At 77.5% G+C, this 19,071-nt stretch carries 16 protein-coding genes; 3 read left to right on the top strand and 13 right to left on the bottom strand.

Annotated elements, in window-relative coordinates; all coding sequences use genetic code 11:
• The first annotated feature begins 72 nt into the window (after positions 1–72).
• Positions 73–1,752 carry an acyl-CoA dehydrogenase family protein gene (locus ACOQFB_RS05375; RefSeq protein ID WP_421608891.1) on the top strand — a complete coding sequence of 560 codons (1,680 nt, stop codon included), beginning with the start codon at positions 73–75 and terminating at the stop codon, positions 1,750–1,752.
• 2 nt (positions 1,753–1,754) lie between these two features.
• On the opposite strand, the gene ACOQFB_RS05370 is transcribed toward ACOQFB_RS05375, so the two are convergent.
• Complete coding sequence (locus ACOQFB_RS05370; RefSeq protein ID WP_421608890.1) at positions 1,755–3,164, bottom strand: NAD-dependent succinate-semialdehyde dehydrogenase; 1,410 nt, start codon at positions 3,162–3,164, stop codon at positions 1,755–1,757.
• 52 nt (positions 3,165–3,216) lie between these two features.
• On the opposite strand from ACOQFB_RS05370, the gene ACOQFB_RS05365 reads away from it, so the two are divergent.
• Entirely contained in the window at positions 3,217–3,894 is a 678-nt protein-coding gene (locus ACOQFB_RS05365; RefSeq protein WP_059438074.1) for a CPBP family glutamic-type intramembrane protease, read from the top strand.
• On the opposite strand, the gene ACOQFB_RS05360 is transcribed toward ACOQFB_RS05365, so the two are convergent.
• The 10 genes from ACOQFB_RS05360 to ACOQFB_RS05315 form a co-directional block, all read right to left on the bottom strand.
• On the bottom strand, positions 3,866–4,873 hold the full coding sequence (locus tag ACOQFB_RS05360) for an NAD-dependent epimerase/dehydratase family protein (RefSeq protein WP_421608889.1): 1,008 nt from the start codon (positions 4,871–4,873) through the stop codon (positions 3,866–3,868). The two genes, ACOQFB_RS05365 and ACOQFB_RS05360, sit on opposite strands and share 29 nt — an antisense overlap.
• Positions 4,874–4,938: 65 nt before the next feature.
• A complete protein-coding gene (locus tag ACOQFB_RS05355) occupies positions 4,939–6,399 on the bottom strand; it encodes a deoxyribodipyrimidine photo-lyase (RefSeq protein ID WP_421608888.1) in 1,461 nt (486 codons plus the stop codon).
• 5 nt (positions 6,400–6,404) lie between these two features.
• Positions 6,405–7,364: a YbgA family protein gene (locus ACOQFB_RS05350; RefSeq protein WP_421608887.1), complete on the bottom strand. Its 960-nt coding sequence runs from the start codon at positions 7,362–7,364 to the stop codon at positions 6,405–6,407.
• 79 nt (positions 7,365–7,443) lie between these two features.
• Positions 7,444–7,797, bottom strand: a complete 354-nt coding sequence (locus ACOQFB_RS05345) for a DUF4870 family protein (protein WP_059438077.1) — start codon at positions 7,795–7,797, stop codon at positions 7,444–7,446.
• Positions 7,798–7,888: 91 nt separating this feature from the next.
• Positions 7,889–8,905 carry a YihY/virulence factor BrkB family protein gene (locus ACOQFB_RS05340; RefSeq protein ID WP_421608886.1) on the bottom strand — a complete coding sequence of 339 codons (1,017 nt, stop codon included), beginning with the start codon at positions 8,903–8,905 and terminating at the stop codon, positions 7,889–7,891.
• A gap of 141 nt (positions 8,906–9,046) precedes the next feature.
• Positions 9,047–9,190, bottom strand: a complete 144-nt coding sequence (locus tag ACOQFB_RS05335; RefSeq protein ID WP_193388363.1) for a hypothetical protein — start codon at positions 9,188–9,190, stop codon at positions 9,047–9,049.
• A 73-nt stretch (positions 9,191–9,263) separates the two neighbouring features.
• Positions 9,264–10,031 carry a class I SAM-dependent methyltransferase gene (locus tag ACOQFB_RS05330; RefSeq protein ID WP_421608885.1) on the bottom strand — a complete coding sequence of 256 codons (768 nt, stop codon included), beginning with the start codon at positions 10,029–10,031 and terminating at the stop codon, positions 9,264–9,266.
• A 12-nt stretch (positions 10,032–10,043) separates the two neighbouring features.
• The gene (locus ACOQFB_RS05325; RefSeq protein WP_421608884.1) at positions 10,044–12,848 is read right to left on the bottom strand and encodes an Hsp70 family protein; all 2,805 of its coding nucleotides are present in this window, start codon (positions 12,846–12,848) and stop codon (positions 10,044–10,046) included.
• A gap of 9 nt (positions 12,849–12,857) precedes the next feature.
• Positions 12,858–14,756: an Hsp70 family protein gene (locus tag ACOQFB_RS05320; RefSeq protein WP_421608883.1), complete on the bottom strand. Its 1,899-nt coding sequence runs from the start codon at positions 14,754–14,756 to the stop codon at positions 12,858–12,860.
• A 10-nt stretch (positions 14,757–14,766) separates the two neighbouring features.
• On the bottom strand, positions 14,767–15,570 hold the full coding sequence (locus tag ACOQFB_RS05315; protein WP_421608882.1) for a DUF2760 domain-containing protein: 804 nt from the start codon (positions 15,568–15,570) through the stop codon (positions 14,767–14,769).
• A gap of 222 nt (positions 15,571–15,792) precedes the next feature.
• Here ACOQFB_RS05315 and ACOQFB_RS05310 point away from each other — a divergent pair, with 222 nt between their 5' ends.
• A complete protein-coding gene (locus ACOQFB_RS05310; protein WP_421608881.1) occupies positions 15,793–16,533 on the top strand; it encodes a DUF72 domain-containing protein in 741 nt (246 codons plus the stop codon).
• Positions 16,534–16,540: 7 nt separating this feature from the next.
• Here the strand turns inward: ACOQFB_RS05310 and ACOQFB_RS05305 are convergent, their stop codons facing one another.
• Together ACOQFB_RS05305 and ACOQFB_RS05300 are read right to left on the bottom strand one after the other, a co-directional pair.
• On the bottom strand, positions 16,541–17,527 hold the full coding sequence (locus ACOQFB_RS05305; RefSeq protein WP_059437483.1) for an aldo/keto reductase: 987 nt from the start codon (positions 17,525–17,527) through the stop codon (positions 16,541–16,543).
• A gap of 72 nt (positions 17,528–17,599) precedes the next feature.
• A complete protein-coding gene (locus ACOQFB_RS05300; RefSeq protein WP_421608880.1) occupies positions 17,600–18,943 on the bottom strand; it encodes a 2-isopropylmalate synthase in 1,344 nt (447 codons plus the stop codon).
• Between the last annotated feature and the right edge of the window lie 128 nt (positions 18,944–19,071).

Genomic DNA, 19,071 nt, shown 5'->3' with positions numbered 1-19,071 from the left:
TTTCGGGCGCGCGCAGAGGGGGCGGCCGGGCCAGGCGCTGCCCCGCGCGCTGTCCCGCGTTATCGGCTCACCATGACCGCCTTCCTCCAGGATCCCCCGGTCCTGCCGCACGCCTTCGACGCCGACCCGCTCCTGCAGGAGTACCTCGCGAGGACGCTGCCGCCCGACGTCCTGTCCGCGATCTCCCCGGAGCTGCGCGAGCTGGGCGCGCTCGCGTCCGGCCCGCTCGCCGCGCAGCAGCTCGCGGAGCGGCTGGTGGAGCCCGCGCTGGTGCAGTGGGATCCCTGGGGTCGGCGCGTGGACCGCATCGAGCCGACGCCTCTGTGGCGCGAGGCGGCCCGGCTGGCCGCGCGCCACGGGCTGGTCGCCGCCGCCTACGAGCGGCACCACGGCCCGCACTCGCGCGTGCACCAGATGGCGATGGTCTACCTGCTCGAGCCCTCCATGGACGTGTACGCGTGCCCGCTCGCCATGACCGACGGCGCGGCGCGCACGCTGCTCGACCTCGCCCCGGGGGCGCTGGTGGAGCGGGCCGTCCCGCGGCTCACCTCGCGCGATCCGGCGCGCATGTGGACGAGCGGGCAGTGGATGACCGAACGCGCCGGCGGCTCGGACGTGTCGGGCACGGAGACCGTCGCCCGCCGCGACGGCGAGGCGTTCCGGCTCTGGGGCACGAAGTGGTTCAGCTCCGCCACCACCGCCGAGATGGCGCTCGCCCTGGCGCGGCCGGAGGGCAACCCGCCCGGCTCGGCGGGCCTGGCCCTGTTCTACCTGGAGACGCGCGGGCCGGACGGCGCGGCCAACGGGATCCTGGTGAACCGGCTGAAGGACAAGCTCGGCACGCGCAAGCTCCCCACCGCCGAGCTGACGCTGGAGGGAGCGCTGGCGCATCCGGTGGCGGGGACCTCCGGCGGCGTCCGCGCGATCACCCCCATGCTGAACGTGACCCGCACCTGGAACGCGCTCGTCGCGGCCGCGTACATGGGGCGCGCGGTGGCGCTGGCCCGCGACTACGCCGGGCGGCGGCGCGCCTTCGGGACGCCGCTGCGGGCGCGCCCGCTCCACGCCGACACGCTGGCAGGGCTCGAGGCCGAGCGCGAGGCCGGGTTCCTGCTCGCGTTCCGCGCGGTGGAGCTGCTCGGCCGCGCCGAGGCGGGCGACGCCGATCCGGGGGTGCGGACGTTGCTCCGCGCGGTCACGCCGCTCGCGAAGCTCACCACCGGGAAGCAGGCGGTGGCGGTCGCCTCCGAGGCGGTGGAGGCGTTCGGCGGCGCCGGCTACGTGGAGGACACCGGCCTGCCGCGGCTGCTGCGCGACGCGCAGGTGCTGCCAATCTGGGAAGGGACCACCAACGTGCTCGCGCTCGAGGCGCAGCGCGCGCTCGCCACCGAGGGCGCGGCCGAGGCGCTCGCGGCGGAGATCCAGGAGCGGCTCTCGCAGGCGCGCGACCCGTCGCTCCGCCCGGCGATGCAGGCCGCCACCGGCGCGCTGGCCCGGGCGAGGGCGGCGCTCGCGGGGGGCGAGGCGCCGGAGCTGCGGGAGGCGGGCGCGCGCCGGCTGGCGCTCACGCTGGGGCGGACGCTCGCGCTCGCCCACCTCGCCGCGCACGCGCAGTGGGCGCTCGACGCCGGGCGCGGCCGGCGGGCGGCGGCCGCGGCGCGGCGCTTCGCCCGCAACGGGGTGGACCTGCTCGGCCCCGCCGGCGAGGACCTGGAGGACTCGGCGCTGCTCGTCGCCGGGGCGGACGCCTGACGCTACTCCATCGCGGCGCCGGGCTGGCCCGCGGCGGCGGCGGCGTCCTGCAGCACCACCGTCTTCAGGTTCACGAACTCGCGGATCCCCTCGCGCGCCAGCTCGCGCCCGTACCCCGAGCGCTTCACGCCGCCGAACGGGAGCCGCGGATCCGAGGCGACCATGGCGTTCACGAACGTCGCGCCCGCCTCCAGCTCGTCCACGAAGCGGTCGCGCTCGGCCGGCTCGCGCGTCCAGACGCTCGAGCCCAGGCCGAACGGCACGTCGTTCGCGATCGAGATCGCCTGGTCGAGGTTGCGCGCGCGGAACAGCAGCGCCACCGGCCCGAAGATCTCCTCGCGGTAGGACGGCGAGGTGGGCGGCACGTCGGCGATCACGGTGGGCGGGTAGTAGAAGCCCCGCCCGCCGGCCGGCGCGCCGCCGAGCAGGAGCCGGCCGCCCGCCTTCACCGCGGCGTCCACCTGCTCCGCCAGCTTCCGGAGCTCCGCCTCGCTCACCACCGGCCCGACGTCGGTGCCCGCGTCGAGCGGGTCGCCCACCTTCAGCGCGGCCATGCGCTTCACGAACGCCTGCTCGAAGCGGTCGTAGACGGCCTCGTGGATCACGAAGCGCTTCGCGGCGATGCAGGACTGGCCGTTGTTGATGGTGCGGGCGGTGACCGCCGTCGCGACCGCCGCGTCGAGATCGGCGGACGGCATCACCGCGAACGCGTCGCTGCCGCCCAGCTCCAGCACGGTCTTCTTGATGACCCGGCCGGCCGCGGAGGCCACCGCGCTGCCCGCGCCCTCGCTGCCGGTGAGGGTGGCGGCCGCGATGCGCGGATCCTCCACGATGCGCTGCACCCGCGACGAGCCGACCAGCAGCGTCTGGAAGCAGCCCTCCGGGAACCCGGCCTCCCGGAACACCGCCTCGATGGCGAGCGCCGACTGCGGCACGTTGGAGGCGTGCTTCAGCACGCCGACGTTGCCGGCCATGAGCGCCGGCGCGGCGAAGCGGAACACCTGCCAGAAGGGGAAGTTCCAGGGCATCACCGCCAGCACCGGCCCGATGGGCAGGCACCGGGTGTACGACCGCGCCGCGCTCGAGGGGAGCACCTCGTCGGCCAGGAACCGCTCCGCGTGCTCCGCGTAGAAGCGGCAGACCCACGCGCACTTCTCGGCCTCGGCCACCGCCGAGCGGAGCGTCTTGCCCATCTCCAGCGTCATGGTCCGGCCGAGCGCGTCCTTGCGCGCCTCCAGGACCTCGGCGGCGCGGCCCATGCGCTGCGCGCGGTCCGCGAACGGGACGCGGCGCCAGGACCGGAACGTCGCGGCGGCGAGCGCGAGCCGCCGCTCCAGCTCGGCGTCCGTGATCTCGTCGAAGCGGGCGAGCACCTCACCGGTGGCGGGGTTCACCGACGACATGGTGGCCATGGGCGTCCCTTCCTTTCGTGGAGCGTGCTGCGCGGATGGTAATGTGGCGCGGATGCCCACAGATACCACGCCCGCGGGCCGCCGGCCGCCCGGCGAGGCGTCCGGCGGGCGGTGCGCCGGCGACCGCGCCTGGACGACGGCGGCGGTGCTCGCGGCGCTGGGCTGGGCGCTGCTGGTGGCGGCGAGCCCGCCCCGGTTCTTCGCCTGGGCCACGCCGCTCGCGCTCGCCTGGATGGCGCTGTCCTTCGCCGGCGCGCCGCCCGGGCTGCGGGCCAGGCTGCGTCCGCGCGGCACCGACGTGCTGCTGGGCCTCGCCGTGGCGGGCGCGCTCTACGCCGGGGCCCGCGCGTTCCTGTGGGCCGGCTGCGGCGGGGCCACCGACGCGCTGTGCGCGCCCACCGCCGCCATCTTCGAGCGGTTCCGCACCCGCGCGCTCGGGCCCGGGCTGGCGCTCGCGCTCGCCATCGCGCCGGCCGAGGAGGCGTTCTGGCGTGGGCTGGTGCAGGCGCGCCTCGCCCGGCGGCTCGGTCCGGCGCGGGCCGTGGCGGCCGCGACCGCGCTCGCCGCTGCGCTCGCGCTCGCGACCGGCGAGGGGCTGCTCGCGCTCGCCGCGCTGCCCACCTACGCCGCGTGGGGTGCGCTGGCGGCGTGGCGGGGCAGCCTGGTGCCGGCGCTCGTGTCGCACGCCGTCTGGAGCGTGCTCATCGCGACCGTGGCTCCCCCGGGTTGACCGGCCCGAGGCGCGGCGCGCAGCGGTCCACCAGCGCCTCCTCGATCGCCGCCAGCGCGCCCCGCAGCCCCTCGCCGGCGGCCTCGCCGGCCAGCGCGCGGCGCGCGGCCTCGTCGAACGGCAGGGGCGCGGGCAGCCCGGCGAGCTCCCAGAAGCGGGTGTCACGCGGGAGGAGGTCCGTCGCCAGCCCCTGCACCAGCTCGCGCACCACCCGCCAGTCCGCGCCGGAGATCAGCTTCAGCCACAGCATGGAGACGCGTGGCACCGGCAGCGGCACGCGCGCGGCGGGCAGGCGCCGCCCGCGGAGCGCGGCCACCCGCTCCAGGATCTCCCGCACCGCCAGCACGTCCGGGCCGGGCACGTCGTGGACCGCGCTCGCCGGCAGCGGCAGGTCGAGCCCGGCCACCAGCGCACCCACCACGTCGCCGATCCAGACCGGACAGGTGCGCGAGCGGGCCCATGCCGGCAGCAGCATCACCGGCAGGCGCATCGCCAGGTCGCGCACCACCTGCCAGGAGGCGCTGCCCGCGCCCACGATCATCGACGCGCGCAGCTCCAGGGCGGGCACGCGCCCGGCGCGCAGCACCTCCCCGACCGCGAGGCGGCTGGCGAGGTGCCGGGAGGGCGTTCCCTGCGGCGCGACGCCGCCCAGGTACACGATGCGTCCCGTCCCGGCCCGCTCCGCCGCCCGCACGAAGCCGGCGGCGGTGCGGCGCTCCTCCTCGACGTAGTCGCCCCGGCCCGCGGCCATCCCGTGCACCAGGAAGTACGCCGCATCCACGCCCTCCAGCGCGCGCTCGAGGTCGGCCGGGCGCCGCACGTCCACCGCCATCCAGTCCACCGTCCCGCCCGGCCCGGCGCGGCGGCGGCGACTCGTGGCGCGGACCCGGTGCCCGGCCGCGGCGAGCGCCGGCACCAGCGCGCTCCCCACGAAGCCGGTCGCCCCGGTCACGAGCACGGTGCGGTGGACTGGGGGCATTCGAGCATCCTTCCGCGTCGCGGCCGGCCCGCGCCACTCCCGTCGGGAGGGGGGCCGCGCGACGTTCACGGACCGTGGCGCTCCAGGTACCGGCGCACCGGCCACTTCCGGGCGGTGTTCGCGGAGGACATGTACCGCACCGTCCCGAACACCGGCCGCTCCGGCCCCCACGGTCGATCGTAGCGGCCGAGGCACCAGGCGATGCCCGCGACCGAGTTCGGATCCCGCCCGTCCAGCGCGTGCCGGTCGTTCAGCTCCAGCATGGTCGCGTGCGCCTCCTCGGGCGTCGCGCTCCACTCCAGGATCTTCTTCCCCCAGAGCATCCGGAGGTACCCGTGCACCACGCCCTCGCGCAGGAGCTGGCGCTGGGCGGCGTTCCAGAGCGGATCGTGCGTCCCGGCCGCCTCCAGCGCCGCCCGCGCGTAGACCGCCGGCCGCGGATCGGCGGCGTGCCGGGCCAGGGTCGCCCGCGCCCAGGCAGGGAGGGACGCGTACGCGCGGTGATCCGGGAGGTGCGCGCAGGTGACGAAGGCCAGCTCGCGCCAGGTGAGGAGCTGATCGAGGAAGGCCTCGGCGGAGGCGGGCAGGCCCCACCAGCCGGCGCGCGCGCCACGCGGCGGCGCGGCGACGGGCGGCGGGGTCCAGCCCTCCCGCCGCAGCACCGCCCGCAGCACCTCGAAGCTGCTCAGGTGGCCGAAGTGGAGCCAGGGCGAGAGCCCGCTCGCGCCCCGCGCCTCGTCCGGCGCGTTGTGGCGCTCGGCGTAGGCGTCCAGCCCGTCGCGCAGGAACGCCGCGAGCCGCCGCCGGGCCGCGACGCTCCCCCCGCGGCCGGCGGGCGGGACGCGGTGGTCGACGGGCAGCGCGGCGGCGAGCGCGGCCGGGCGGTCCAGCTCCGAGGCCCTCGCCGCCGGCCAGCGCCGCCGGATCTCCGCCGGCACCGGCGCCCCGCCCGGCGGCGGCGCGCCCGCGAGCGGGTCGTCCGCCGGCAGGCGGTCCAGCCACGCCGGCAGCGTGCGCTGGAGGTGGCGGCGGTAGGCGTGCGCGGTGGGGAAGTCCTTGCCGGCCAGGCGGAACGGGACCACGCAGCTCGCGTCCACCGCCTCGAGGCGCACATCGAGGCGGGCCGCCGCCGCGCGGAGCGCCTCCGCGGGGAAGCCGGTGGGGAAGTCGTCGGCGACGACGGCGCAGGCGCGCGCCGCGAGCGCCTCGAGCAGCCCCTCGCCCTCCCCGGCGCGCCGCTCCACCCACGGGTGGTACAGCGCGCGCCCGGCGAGCGCCGCGGCGTTGTCGCGCATGCCCTCCAGCAGGAACGCGTGGAGCCGGTCGCTCGCGTACGGGTAGCCGCACCGCAGCGGCTCGAGCACCAGCACCGGCCGTCCCAGCGCCCGCCCCAGCTCCGCGGCGCGCTCCAGCGCCGGGTTCGAGCGGGTCCGCCGGGCGCTCGTCATCCAGTGGAGCACCACGGCCCGCTCCGGCCGGAGCGGCGCGGCGTTCAGGACGCGGATCCGCTCGGCGGGGACGGGCATGCGGCTCACGCGTGGTTGCGGAGCATGAGCTCCTTGGGATCGGGGTCGAGGTACACCTGGCCGGCGAGGTACTCCAGGCCCTGGCTGCGCACGTGGTGGCGGAGCAGCGTGAGCGGCACGATGCGCGGCACCAGCCCGCGCCCGAAGTCGGCGATGCTCTCCTCCAGCTCCTTGCGGTCGGCCGCCGGGAGCCGGTCGCGGAGGTAGCCGGCCGCGTGCTGCAGCACGTTGACGTGACGGCCGCGGGTGGCGGGCACCTTCAGCGCCGCCATCAGGCCGGCGCCGTACGCCTCGACGTCCGCGCGGATCGCGCCCTTGCGCAGGCCGCCCACCCGCGCGCCCAGCGCCCGGTAGGCGGCGGGGCTGTGCGCGAGGAGCGTCAGCTTGTGCGCGGTGTGGAACGCGACCAGCGCGCCGCGGGTCATGCCCTCGCCGACGGCCGCCTTCCAGCGCGCGTACGCGAACACCCGCTCCACGAACCCCTCGCGCAGCGCCGGGTCGTTCAGCCGGCCCTCCTCCTCGACCGGCAGGAGCGGGAACGCCTCCATCAGCACGCGCGCGAACGCGCCCACCCCCTCGCGCCGCGGCGGGCCGCCCTTCGCCGGGTGGACGCGCACGCGCTCCATCCCGCACGACGGCGAGTCCTTCTTGGTCACGTAGCCGGAGAGGTCCTCGCGGGCGAGCTCCGCCACGCGGCGCTCCGCGAAGCGGCGCATCGCCTCGGTGTGATCCAGCCCGCTCCGCTCGGCCACCAGCGACGGCGCCGCGGGCCGGCCCACCAGGCGGATGGGCTCGCGCGGCACGCCCAGCCCGAGCTCCAGCTCCGGGCACACCGGCACCCATTCCACGAACGGCGCCAGCACCTCGGTGAGGAAGTCGTCGCGCTTGTGCTGCCCGTCGTAGCGGACCTTCTGACCGAGCAGGCAGGACGAGACGCCGATGCGGAGCTTCGGGCGAGCCGCCATGCGCAGAGCCTAGACCAGGTGAGGCTCGGCCGCACCGGCCGCGGCGCGCGTGCGCCGCCCGGGGGAGCGCGCGGCGGCGCTACCAGAGCCAGGTGGCCGGGTTCGGCACGGGCTGGCGCTGGTCCAGCCACTTCAGCCCCTTCACGCAGCGGACCACCAGCCAGACCGCCAGGAACAGCAGGACGAGCGCGCCGATCCCGACGATGGTGAGCAGGCCCCCCACGACGGCGTAGAGCAGCCCGATCCAGAACGTCCGGATCTGGAACCGGTAGTGCGTGCGCAGCCCCTCCGGCGCGTCGCCCTCGTTCACGTACGCCATCACCACGCCGATGAGCGTGGTGATGCCGGCCGCGAAGGACAGGAGGTACAGCACGTAGACGATCTTGGCGGTGGACTCGGTGTTGCGCGTGGCGGCGGGCGCGGTGGGTTCCATTGGCATCGGGTCCGGGCCGGAGGGCCGCGGGGCGCCGGATTGTAGCCCGGTTCGCGCCCGGGTGGTGGCGCCGGACGGGCGCGACCGCCGGTCACGCCTCGCGGCGGCCGAGCAGGATCCCCGCCGCCAGCCCGGCGGCGAGCGCGGTCAGGCCCCCGATGCGCCGGCGGCGGGGCGGCGCGCGCAGGGGCGCCGGGACGGCCCGGGCCGGCGGGCCGGGCGCGGGCGCCCGCTCGACGGGGGTGAGCCCGGTGTCCCGCATCGACCTCGCGCCCTCGCGCTTCCCCTCCGGCGAGCGGTGCTCGATGAGCGCGTTGATCTCCGCCCCCACGAGCAGGACCAGCGAGGAGATCCACATCCAGAAGAGCAGCACGATGACGCCCGCGATGGAGCCGTAGGTCTTGTCGTAGTTGCCGAAGTTCGCGACGTACTTGCCGAACCCCCAGGAGGCGAGCACCCAGAGCACCACCCCGAACACCGAGCCCGGGGTGATGAACTTGAACCGCTGCTCGACGTCGGGCAGCACGTAGTAGAGCAGGGCCCACAGGAACATCATCACCAGCGCCGCGACCGGGAGGCGCAGCCAGAGGATGGCCGCGCCCACCGGACCGCCGATCGCGTTCGCCAGCGGCTCGGTCGCGACCGCGGCCAGCGCGCCCGCCAGGGCGAGCACGCCGGCGATGACGGTCATGAGCAGGCCGATGGCCCTCACCTTCCAGAACGGCCGCGACTCGCCGACGTCGTAGGCCGTGTTCAGCGCGCGCATGAGCGCCAGGGTGGCGCCCGACGCCGCCCAGATCGCCCCGAGCGCGCCGAAGCCGAGCAGCGTCACGTTCTGCTGGGAGCCGAGCTGCTGGATGCGGTCGCCGACGATCTTCGTCACCTCGCCCGGCGCGACCTGCGCGAGCTGGTCCACCAGCTGCTGCGCCTGGGCCGGCGTGATCACCACGCTCGCGAGCGCCACCAGGAACAGCAGGAACGGGAACAGCGCCAGCACGCCGTAGTAGGTGACCGTGGCGGCCAGGTCGGTGACGTTGTCGTGGGAGATCTCCTGGTAGAGGCCCTTGCCGAACTCCTTCCAGCTCATGCCGTTCCCGGGCAGCCGCATGCCGCATCCCCCTCGCCCGCTGAAGATGCGTCACGCGGGTGGAGGACGCGGGGCCGGCCCCGCGCGCTGCGGGCGGGGGAGCGGGCGCGCACGGCGCGGGCGGATGGGCAGCCCTGCGGGCGTGCCCCGGCCCGGCGCGCCTCACCGGCGGCGGGCGCGCGCGGTCTCGACCAGGTACCAGACGCCGAGCACGATCAGCATGGGCAGGATCAGCCGCGGCCTGCGCGCCACGACCGCGATCACCACCGCGAGCAGGAGCGCGAGCGGCCAGCTGATGCGAACCATGGAGCGCATCCTACCCCGCCGGCCGGCGCGGCGGCGCGCCGTTCGCCCGGGCGCCGGCGCGGTTCACCCGATGTCACGCACGCTCGCACCACCACAGGTCGGCGACGTAGGGGAGCTCCAGCGCGTCGCGCCCGGCGGTGTCCGGGTGCGCGGCGAGCAGCGCGCGCACCTCGGCGAGCACCCGCGCGCGGCCGGCGGCGTCCATGGCGGCGACGTAGCTCACCGAGGCGATCCGATCCACCACCCCCTCCGGCGAGAGGACGTGGACGTGCCGGTGCTGGGAGGCTTGCAGCGGCCCGAACGCAGCCGGGGCCGCGTCGAACGCCGCGCGCCACCGGCCGGTGCGGTACCGGGGCGTGCCGGGCGGCTCGGCCGCGTTCAGGATCTCGTCCAGCCGGGCCACCCAGTCCACCGCGAGGTCGCGCCGGTTCCACAGGAGCGCCAGGCGCGCGCCCGGGGGCAGCGCGCGGTGCAGCGCGCGGAGCGCCGCCGGGCCGTCGAACCAGTGGAAGGCGGTGGCCGCGATCGCGCCCGCGACGCCGCCGTCGCGCACCGGGAGCGCCTCGGCGGCCGCGGCCACCGGCAGCGCGCCGGCCACGCCCGCCAGGCGGCGGCGCATGGCGGCGACCGGCTCCAGAGCCAGCACGCGGACCCCGCGCTCGGCGAGGCTCCGCGTCAGCGAGCCCGTCCCCGCGCCGAGCTCGAGGAGCAGCTCGCCGGGCCCGACCCGCAGCGCCGCGAGCGCCGCGTCCACCGCGGCGTCGGGGTAGCCCGGTCGCCCGCGCGCGTACGCGTCGGCGCCGGCCTCGAACCCCCGGGCGGCGGCGTCGTGGAGCGGCACGGGCGCAGTCTCTCACGCGGGCGGGGTGGCGGGATCCGGCGAGGCGGGGTCCGTCTCCTCCGGGACCAGCCGGAGCCCGGCCGGCAGGCTCTCGCCGAAGATGCGCGGGTCGGCCTCGGCGCTCGCCTCCACCACCTCGCGCACCGGGCGCGCCTGCTCGTCCGGGACGCCGGCGGCCGCGAGCGCCGCCAGCGCCCGCGCGCGCGCGGTCTCGCCCACGTCGCGGGCCCGGTCGCCGCTCCGGCGCGCGAGCTGCCCCAGCGCGAACGCCACCTCGCGCGGCGGCGCGACCGCGAGCAGCCGGTCGATCCAGGCCTCGGCGACCGCGGGCGGGACCACCTGGTGCACGCTCGCGTGGAACGGCACGCGCGCGCCCAGCCGGCCGAGCGCCCAGAGCAGGTGCGGCGCCGGTCCGTCCGCCTCGGCCCGCGCGAGCAGCCACCCGCCCAGCTCCTCCTTCTCGGCCGGATCGATCCGCTCCAGGCTGCCGGCGAGCCGCACCATCTCGTCCTCCGCCATGGGCCGGACGCCGGCGACCCTGGGCGGCGGGCGGCGCGCGTCGCGCGGCCGCAGGAAGGGCCGCACCGCCTCGAGCAGGCGGCGCTGCGCGGCGGCGTCGAGGCCGCCGGCGATGCGCCGCCAGGTGATCCACCACGCCGCCCAGGCCCGCGCGTCGCCCTGGTACTGCAGCCCCTCGCCGAACGCCTTCCACGTCTCGGCGGCCCGCCAGGCGTCGAGCGGCGCGCCGAAGCCGGGGCGCAGGCAGAAGCCGGTGAGCTGCAGCCAGGTGCGCTCGTGGTCGGCGCTGCGCCGCCGCCGCCCGCGCCCGGCGTGCAGCGCCGCCCACAGGTCGCGCACCACCGGCGTGGACCAGCCGTCGCGCGGGCCGAGGACCTTCTCCAGCGCGCGGAACAGCCCCTTCACCTCCTTGCGCTCGACCGCCGCCTTCTTCCCGTAGAACACCTCGACGAGCGCGCGCGCCTCCTCCAGCCGGCGCGGCACCGCCGCCGTCTCCGCGGGGCGGTCCGGCCCGCCCGCGTCGGCGGCGCCCGCCCGCAGCGAGAACTCCAGGCGCCAGCGCGCGTCGCGATCGGTGGCGGCGCACCACAGCTCCAGCGTCCCGATCTCGGTGAGCGCCGCCTCGAGCCGCACCGGCACCTCGGCGTCGCCCTGCCCCGGCGCGGAGAGCACGGTCTCGACCGGCGGCAGCGGCACCAGGTCGTCGCCGGGCTCGACCACGTCGCCCGGCCGCTCCAGCCGCGGCGCGGACGACGCGAGCAGCGCGAACCGGACCGGCCGCCCCAGCGCCAGCCGGAAGGTGCGCGGCACGGCGACGCGGGTGCCCTCCTCGGCGTGGCGCGGCACCACGCAGAGCGCCCGCTCGCCCTCGGGCGCGGCGATGCCCACGTAGAACGCCCGCGGGGTGCCGCCGCCGATGCGCAGGCCCACCCCGCGCCGGGCGAGCGCCGAGAGCGCCGCGCCGCGCGCCACCGCGAGGTCGAGCGCGGGGCTGGCGAGCGCGCGCACCGGCGGCTTGCCGGGGAACAGCGCGGACACCGCCTCGGCCAGCCGCGCGCGCACCTCCGGCGCGGCGAAGGTGCCGCCGTTCAGGAGCACCGCGTCCGGCCGGGCCGGCCCGCCCGCCGCGGCGCCCGCCTCGGCCGCGTGCAGCGCCAGGAACGCGGCGACGTGGCGGGTGACCGCCGGGTCCGGCTCGTAGGGCAGCCCCAGCTCCGCCAGCCCGGCGGTGCGCGGCGCGCGGCGCGGGCGGTCCCCGGGGCCGACCCGCGGGAAGAAGCCGTCCAGCACCAGCGCCCGGACCTCGTCGCGCGACAGCTCCGACGACACCGCGCCCGCGACCAGCCGGCTCCCCGCGCCGGCCACCGCCACCGGGACGCGCTCCGGACCGCCCGCCGCGAGCAGTCGCTCCTTCGCGAGCCGGCACGCCTGAACCAGCGCGCCGAAGCGCGCCGGGTCGAGGCGGCCGCCCAGCCGCCCCTCCACCGCCCGCGCCAGCGCCAGGTCCACGTTGTCGCCGCCGAGCAGCAGGTGATCGCCCACGGCGATGCGGGTGAGCGCGGGCCGCCCGTCGCGCGCCTCGGCGCGCACCAGCGTGAGGTCGGTCGTCCCGCCGCCCACGTCCACCACCAGCACCAGCGCGGCGCCCTCGCCGCCGGGGAGGCCCAGCGCGGCGCCCAGGTCGGCGCGGTGGCGGGAGGCCCAGTCGTGGAACGCGGCCTGCGGCTCCTCCACCAGCGCTGCGCGCGGCAGCCCGGCCTCCCGCGCCGCCGCGAGCGTCAGCTCGCGCGCGGCGGCGTCGAACGACGCGGGCACCGCCAGCGTCAGCTCCTGCTCGGCGAGCGGCGCGCCGGGGTGCGCGGCCTCCCAGGCGTCGCGGAGGTGGCCGAGGTACAGCGCCGAGGCGTCCACCGGCGAGAGGCGCGGCACGCCCTCGGGCGCGCCCCACGGCAGGATCGGCGCGGTGCGGTCGGCGCGGGGGTTCGCGAGCCAGCTCTTCGCCGACGTCACCAGCCGCCCCGGCACCCGGGCGCCCTGCTCGCGCGCCAGCTCGCCCACCACGATGGCGCGCTCCCCCCAGGGCAGCCGGGTGGCGGCGGGCGGCAGCTCCGGGCCGGGCAGGTAGGCCGAGGACGGCAGGAGGCGCCGCGCCTCGACCTCGCCCGGCCGGACCAGCTGCGGGATCGCCAGCGCCTCGACCGCCTCGGCGAGATCGCCCTCGCGCGCGAGGTCCACCGAGGCGAGCGCGGAGTTGACCGTGCCGAGGTCGATGCCGACGACGTGGCGCGGGCCGGGCATGGCGCCGGATCAGGCGGGCCGGGCGGCCGCCCCCGGGCCGCCGGCGGGCGGGTCCGCGGACTGGCGCAGGTTCCACTCGAGCGACCAGCGCTCGTCCGGGCCGACGCAGTCCAGCTCCAGCGTGCCGATCTCGGTGACGTGGGCGCGGAGCCGCACCGGCACCACCTCGCCCGCCGGGCGCGTGCCGGCGGCGATGGTGGCGGTCACCGGCGGCCCCTCCTCCAGCGAGCCGGCGTCCTCCACCACGTCGCCGGGCCGGTCGTCGCGGCGCACGGAGGAGCTGAACAGGCGGAAGTCCACCGGCTCGCCCACGACCAGCCCGAGCGGCTCGCCCGGCAGCTCCGCGCGCGTCCCCTCCTCCATGCCCATGGGCGCGAGGCACACCGCCCGGAGCGGCGGCGCGACGCCCGGCACCGCCGGCATCGACGCCTCCACGCCCACGTAGTACGCGCGCGAGGTGCCGCCGCGGATCCGGATCCCGTGGCCGGCGCGGACGCGCCCGTACACCGCCGCGCCGCGCGCCACCGCCAGGTCGAGATCGGCGGCCGGGAGCACGCGCGGCGGCGGGGCGCCCTCGCCCGCGAGCCAGCCCGCCAGCACCTCCACCACGCGCGCGGCGAGCGGCGCGGCCTTCATGACGCCGCCGTTGAAGAGCACCGCCGTCGGGTGGAGGAACGCGCCGCCCGCGAGCGGGACCTCGGCGTGCCCGCCCGACCCCAGCGCGGCGCGGTGGCGGGCCAGGAACGCGGCCAGGTGCCGGGTGATGCCCGGGTCCGAGGCGTACGGCAGGCCGAGCATGGTGAGCGCGGCCCGGCGCGGGGCCTGCGGCCGGGCGGCGGCGTCCACGCGGGGGAAGAAGCCGTCGGTCAGCACCGCCTCCAGCTCGGCGCGGCGGAGCGTGGTGCGCAGCGCCCCGCCCACCAGCGACGAGCCGCGCCCGGGGATGGCCACCGGCAGCTCCGCCAGCGACGGGTCGGCGAACATCGCCTCCTTGGCGCGCCGGGCGGAGTGCCCCAGCGCGAGCAGCTGCCAGCGATCCAGCGTGCGCCCCTCGCGCTCCAGCTGGCTCGCCAGCGCGTGCGCGAGCGCGAGGTCCATGTTGTCGCCGCCCAGCAGGATGTGGTCGCCCACCGCGACGCGCTCGAGGCCCAGGTCGCCGCCGCGGTCCACCACCGCGACGAGCGAGAGGTCGGTGGTGCCGCCGCCCACGTCCACCACCAGCACCAGGTCGCCGGGCCGGACCGCCTTCCGCCAGCCCTCGCCCATGGCCTCCACCCAGGCGTAGAGCGCGGCCTGCGGCTCCTCCAGCAGCACCACCTGCGGCAGGCCGGCGAGCCGCGCCGCCTCCGCCGTCAGCTCGCGCGCCACCGCGTCGAACGAGGCCGGGACCGTCAGCGTGACCCGCTGCGCCGCGAGCGCGCGGGCGGGATCGCCGGCGGCCACCTCGCGGTCCCAGGCCGCGCGCAGGTGCGCGAGGTAGCGCGCGGAGGCCTCCACCGGCGAGAGGCGCGGGACCTCCGGCGGCGCGCCCGCCGGGAGCGTCGCGGCGCGCCGGTCGAGCGTGGGGTGCGAGAGCCAGCTCTTCGCCGACGACACGAGGCGGATGGGTGTCTGCGCGCCCAGGTCGCGCGCCAGCTCGCCCACGATCTCCCCCGCCGCCTCCGCCGCCCCGCCCTGCGCCCATGGCAGGGCGGCCGCGCCGGGGGGCAGCTCGGCCGGGTGCGGGAGGTACAGGAACGACGGGAGGAGCGGCCGCGGCTCCACCTCGCCCGGCCGGACGAGCTGCGGCACCAAGAGCGCCTCCGCGCGCGCGCCGTCCGGCCCCGGGCCGGCCTCCACCGCGCGCCAGGCGATGGCGCAGTTGGTGGTGCCGAGGTCGATGCCGACCGCGAGCGGGGCGTCCGCCATCAGCCGTTCCTCACAGCTCGACCTCTGCCGGCGCGACGACGGTCAGGTCCTTGCCGTCGGGCGGCGGCGGCAGCTTCACCTCGCGCGCGCGCCAGCCGTGGTGGCGCAGGGCGCCCTGGAACGGCGGCTGGCCCACCACGTTGCCGCTGAGCCGGATCGCCCCCGCGTCGAACCCGGGCGCGACGGTGACGCGCGCGCCCTCCGCCTCGCGGAACACCGGCTCGAGCTGGAACATCGCCTCGATGGCCCGCTTGCACCCGGCGTGAACGGTCCGCGCGGCGGCGCCGATCGACGCGTCGGGGAAGCCGGTGAGGTCCTCCTCCAGGAAGTCCACCAGCCGCCCCTCGCGCTGGAGCGCGGCGAGCAGCTGGAGCGCCGGCGCGCGCGGGTCGGCGCGCGGCGGCTCCGGCGCGCGGACCGCGGCGGGCGCGGGCTTCTCGGGCGCCGCCTTCTCGGCTGCGGCGGGCTTCGCGGGCGCGGCCGCGGGCGGCGGGATGGGGCCGGTGGCGCCCGGCTTCGCCGGCTCGGGCGCCGGCGCGGGCGTGCGCGCCGACGGCGGCGCCGCGGCCGCGGGCGGCGGCGCGGGGGCCCGCTCGGGCGGCGTCGGCATCGGCGCGGGCGGCGTCGCGACGGGCGGAGGGGCCGCGTGCCACGGCTCGGGGGCGACGGGTGACGGCGGCAGCCCCTGCGCACCGCGCGTCACGCGGAGCATGTGGACGGCGCGGGCCACGTCGGGCCGGAAGAGGACGGCGAACAGCGCCCAGAACGCGAGGACCAGGCGCTGGACGGGCGTGAGCTCGAGGGGATCGGACATGGGGGACACCGTACGGCGGGCTGACCCGCGATGGAGCGTCCGACGGGGTTCCCTCACATGCGGGGAACCCGGTCGAACCTCCGTTGGCCGGGAGACCGTGGAATGTGCGCCCGGACGGCGCGCCGAGCGAGCCCTGGCGGCGGGTGCACGGGCGGGCGCTCGCCGGCCGACGCGCCCCGCACCGGGCGGGCGCATCACCCCGCGCGTGCGCAGATCCCACGCGTGCGCCTCCTCACCGGCACGAGCGGCTGGAGCTACCCGGCCTGGCGCGGGGCGTTCTACCCGGCCGGCCTCCCCGCCGCGCAAATGCTCCCGGCCTACGCGGCGCGGCTCCGGACGGTGGAGGTGAACAACACCTTCTACCGGATGCCCGGCCCCGAGCTGCTCGCCGGCTGGCGCGCGGCGGTCCCGCCCGGCTTCACCTTCGCGCTGAAGGCGCCCCAGCGGATCACCCACCGTCTCAAGCTGGCGAACGCCGAGGCCGCGCTCGCCTGGTTCCTGCGGGCGGCGGCGGAGCTCGGCCCGGCGCTGGGGCCGATCCTGTTCCAGCTGCCGCCCTCCATCCGGCTCGACCTCGCGCTGCTGCAGGACTTCCTCGCGCTGCTGCCGCGGGGCGGCCGGTTCGCGTTCGAGCTGCGCCACCCGAGCTGGCACGCCGACGCGGTGCGGTCCGCGCTGGCCGGCGCCGGGGCCGCGCTGTGCATCACCGACGCGGACGAGGGCTCGACGCCGCTGGCCGCGACCGCCGGGTTCGGCTACCTGCGCCTCCGGCGCACCGAGTACGGCGACGCCGCGCTGCGGTCTGCGCTGCAGGCGATCGCGGCGCAGCCCTGGGCGGAGGCGTACGCGTACTTCAAGCACGAGGACGAGGCGCGCGGGCCGGCGTTCGCGACCCGCTTCGCCGAGCTGGCCGGCGAGATGGGCCTCGGGGCCAGCACCGGCACCGGCGCCGGCGCGCGGTGACGGAACGCTACAGGTTCACCCGCACCATGCCGGACGGCGGGTAGCGCTCGCCGGCGGCCGCGCCCTTCGGCGCCACCTGATCGATGGCGGCGAGGTCCGCCGGCGTGAGCCGGATCGAGGCCGCGGCCACGTTCTCGTCGAGGTGGCGGCGGGTGGTGGTCCCGGGGATCGGCGCGACGTCCTCTCCCCGCCGGAGCACCCACGCCAGCGCGAGCTGCGAGGCCGAGACGCCCTTCGCGCCCGCCATCTCGCGGATGCGGTCCACGAGATCGAGGTTCCGCTGGAAGTTCTCGCCCTGGAAGCGCGGCGAGGTCCGCCGGAAGTCGCCCTCGGGGAGATCGTCGGGCGAGCGGAACCGGCCGGTGAGGAAGCCGCGCCCGAGCGGGCTGTACGGGACGAAGCCGATGCCGAGCTCGCGCAGGGTGGGCAGCAGCTCGTCCTCCGGATCGCGGCTCCACAGCGAGTACTCGGTCTGGAGCGCGGTGATGGGGTGCACCGCGTGCGCGCGGCGGATGGTGGCGGGCGCGGCCTCCGAGAGCCCGAGGTAGCGGACCTTGCCGTCCTTCACCAGGCCGGCCATGGCGCCCACGGTGTCCTCGATCGGCACGGTGGGGTCGACGCGGTGCTGGTAGTAGAGGTCCACGTGGTCCACGCCGAGCCGCCGCAGCGAGGCGTCGCAGGCGGCGCGCACGTACTCGGGCCGCCCGTTGATGCCGACGAAGGTGCCGTCGGCGCGGCGCTCGTTCCCGAACTTGGTGGCGAGCACCACCTGGTCGCGGCGATCCCGGATGGCCCGCCCCACCAGCTCCTCGTTCTTGAACGGACCGTACATGTCGGCCGTGTCGAGGAACGTGACGCCGAGCTCGAGCGCGCGGTGGATGGTCGCGACGGACTCGCGCTCGTCGGCGCCGCCGTAGAAGTCGCTCATGCCCATGCAGCCCAGCCCCACGGCCGAGACCGAGAGCCCCTGCGTGCCCAGCTTCCGCTGCTCCATGCGGTGCCTCCGGCCGCGCAGGTGGGCGCGCGGCGGGGCGACTCATAATCGCCCTCGCCGCGGCCCGCCGCCTCATCCCTGCGCGAGCGCGCGGACGCCGGGCGCGCCGCCGTGCGTGCGCGCGTACACCTCCAGGATCTCCGCCGGCGTGAGGTCGGTCCCCCGCGCCTCGGCCATCGCCTGGATCACCGCCGCGAAGCGGGTCAGCTCCTCGCGCCCCAGCCGGATCCCGCCGTGCTCCTCCAGCACCCAGCCCACCCCGCCCTTCCCGGACTGGCTGTTCACCCGGATGACCGCCTGGTAGGTGCGGCCCACGTCCGCGGGGTCCATGGGCAGGTACGGCATCTCCCAGCGCTCGCCGTCGGTGCGCCGGAGCGCGGCAAAGCCCTTCTTGATCGCGTCCTGGTGCGAGCCGGAGAAGGCGGTGTAGACGAGCGCGCCCGCGTACGGGTGGCGCGGGTGGACCGGCATGCGCGTGGCCCGCTCGGCCACCTCGACCAGCGCGTCGAGGTCCGCGAGGTCGAGCCCGGGATCGACGCCCTGCGTGTGCAGGTTGAGCGCGAGCGTCACCAGGTCCACGTTGCCGGTGCGCTCGCCGTTCCCGAAGAGCGTGCCCTCCACCCGGTCGGCCCCGGCCATCACCGCCAGCTCCGCCGCCGCCACCGCGGTGCCGCGATCGTTGTGCGGGTGCACCGAGAGCACGTAGCGCTCGCGCCCCTTCACGTGGCGCCCGAACCACTCGACCTGGTCCGCGTACACGTTCGGCGTGGACATCTCCACCGTGGCCGGCAGGTTGAGGATCACCGGCCGCTCCGCCGAGGCGCCCCACGCGTCCATCACCGCCTCGCAGACGTCGGCGGCGAAGTCGAGCTCGGTGCCGGTGAAGCTCTCCGGCGTGTACTCCAGCACCACCTCGGTCTCGGGCAGCTCCTCCGCCAGCTGGCGCGCGAGGCGCGTGCCGTCCACGGCGATCTGCCGGATCCCGGCGCGATCCTTGCCGAACACCACGCGCCGCTGAAGCTCGGAGGTCGAGTTGTAGAGGTGCACGACCGCGCGCGGCGCGCCGCGGATCGCGTCGAAGGTGGCGCGGACGAGGTGCTCGCGCGCCTGCGTGAGCACCTGGATGGTCACGTCCTCGGGGATGCCGCGCTCGACGAGCTCGCGGACGAACTCCCGCTCCGGCCGCGAGGCGGACGGGAAGCCCACCTCGATCTCGCGGAAGCCCGCGCGGACCAGCGCGTCGAACAGCAGCCGCTTGCGATCCGGGCCCATCGGATCCTCGAGCGCCTGGTTCCCGTCCCGGAGATCCACCGAGCACCAGCGGGGCGCGCGCTCGATACGGCGCGACGGCCAGCGCCGGTCGGGCAGCGCGACCTGCGGGAACGGGCGGTACTTGTGGGCGGGCATCCTCGGCATGACGTGATTCCTCCGGCGGGTGGGGGCCGGGAGGTCTCTGTTCGTCTTGCTGGGAGCGGTGACCTCTCCGGCCGTGGGACGGCGAGAGAGGTCGCGCGGTCAGTCGAGCCGGGCGAGCTCTCTCGCCT

This window comes from Anaeromyxobacter sp. Red801, from assembly GCF_049201065.2.
GTDB lineage: Bacteria > Myxococcota > Myxococcia > Myxococcales > Anaeromyxobacteraceae > Anaeromyxobacter.
Note: the sequence above shows the minus strand (reverse complement) of the source record. Positions and strands in the feature narration are given on the sequence as shown.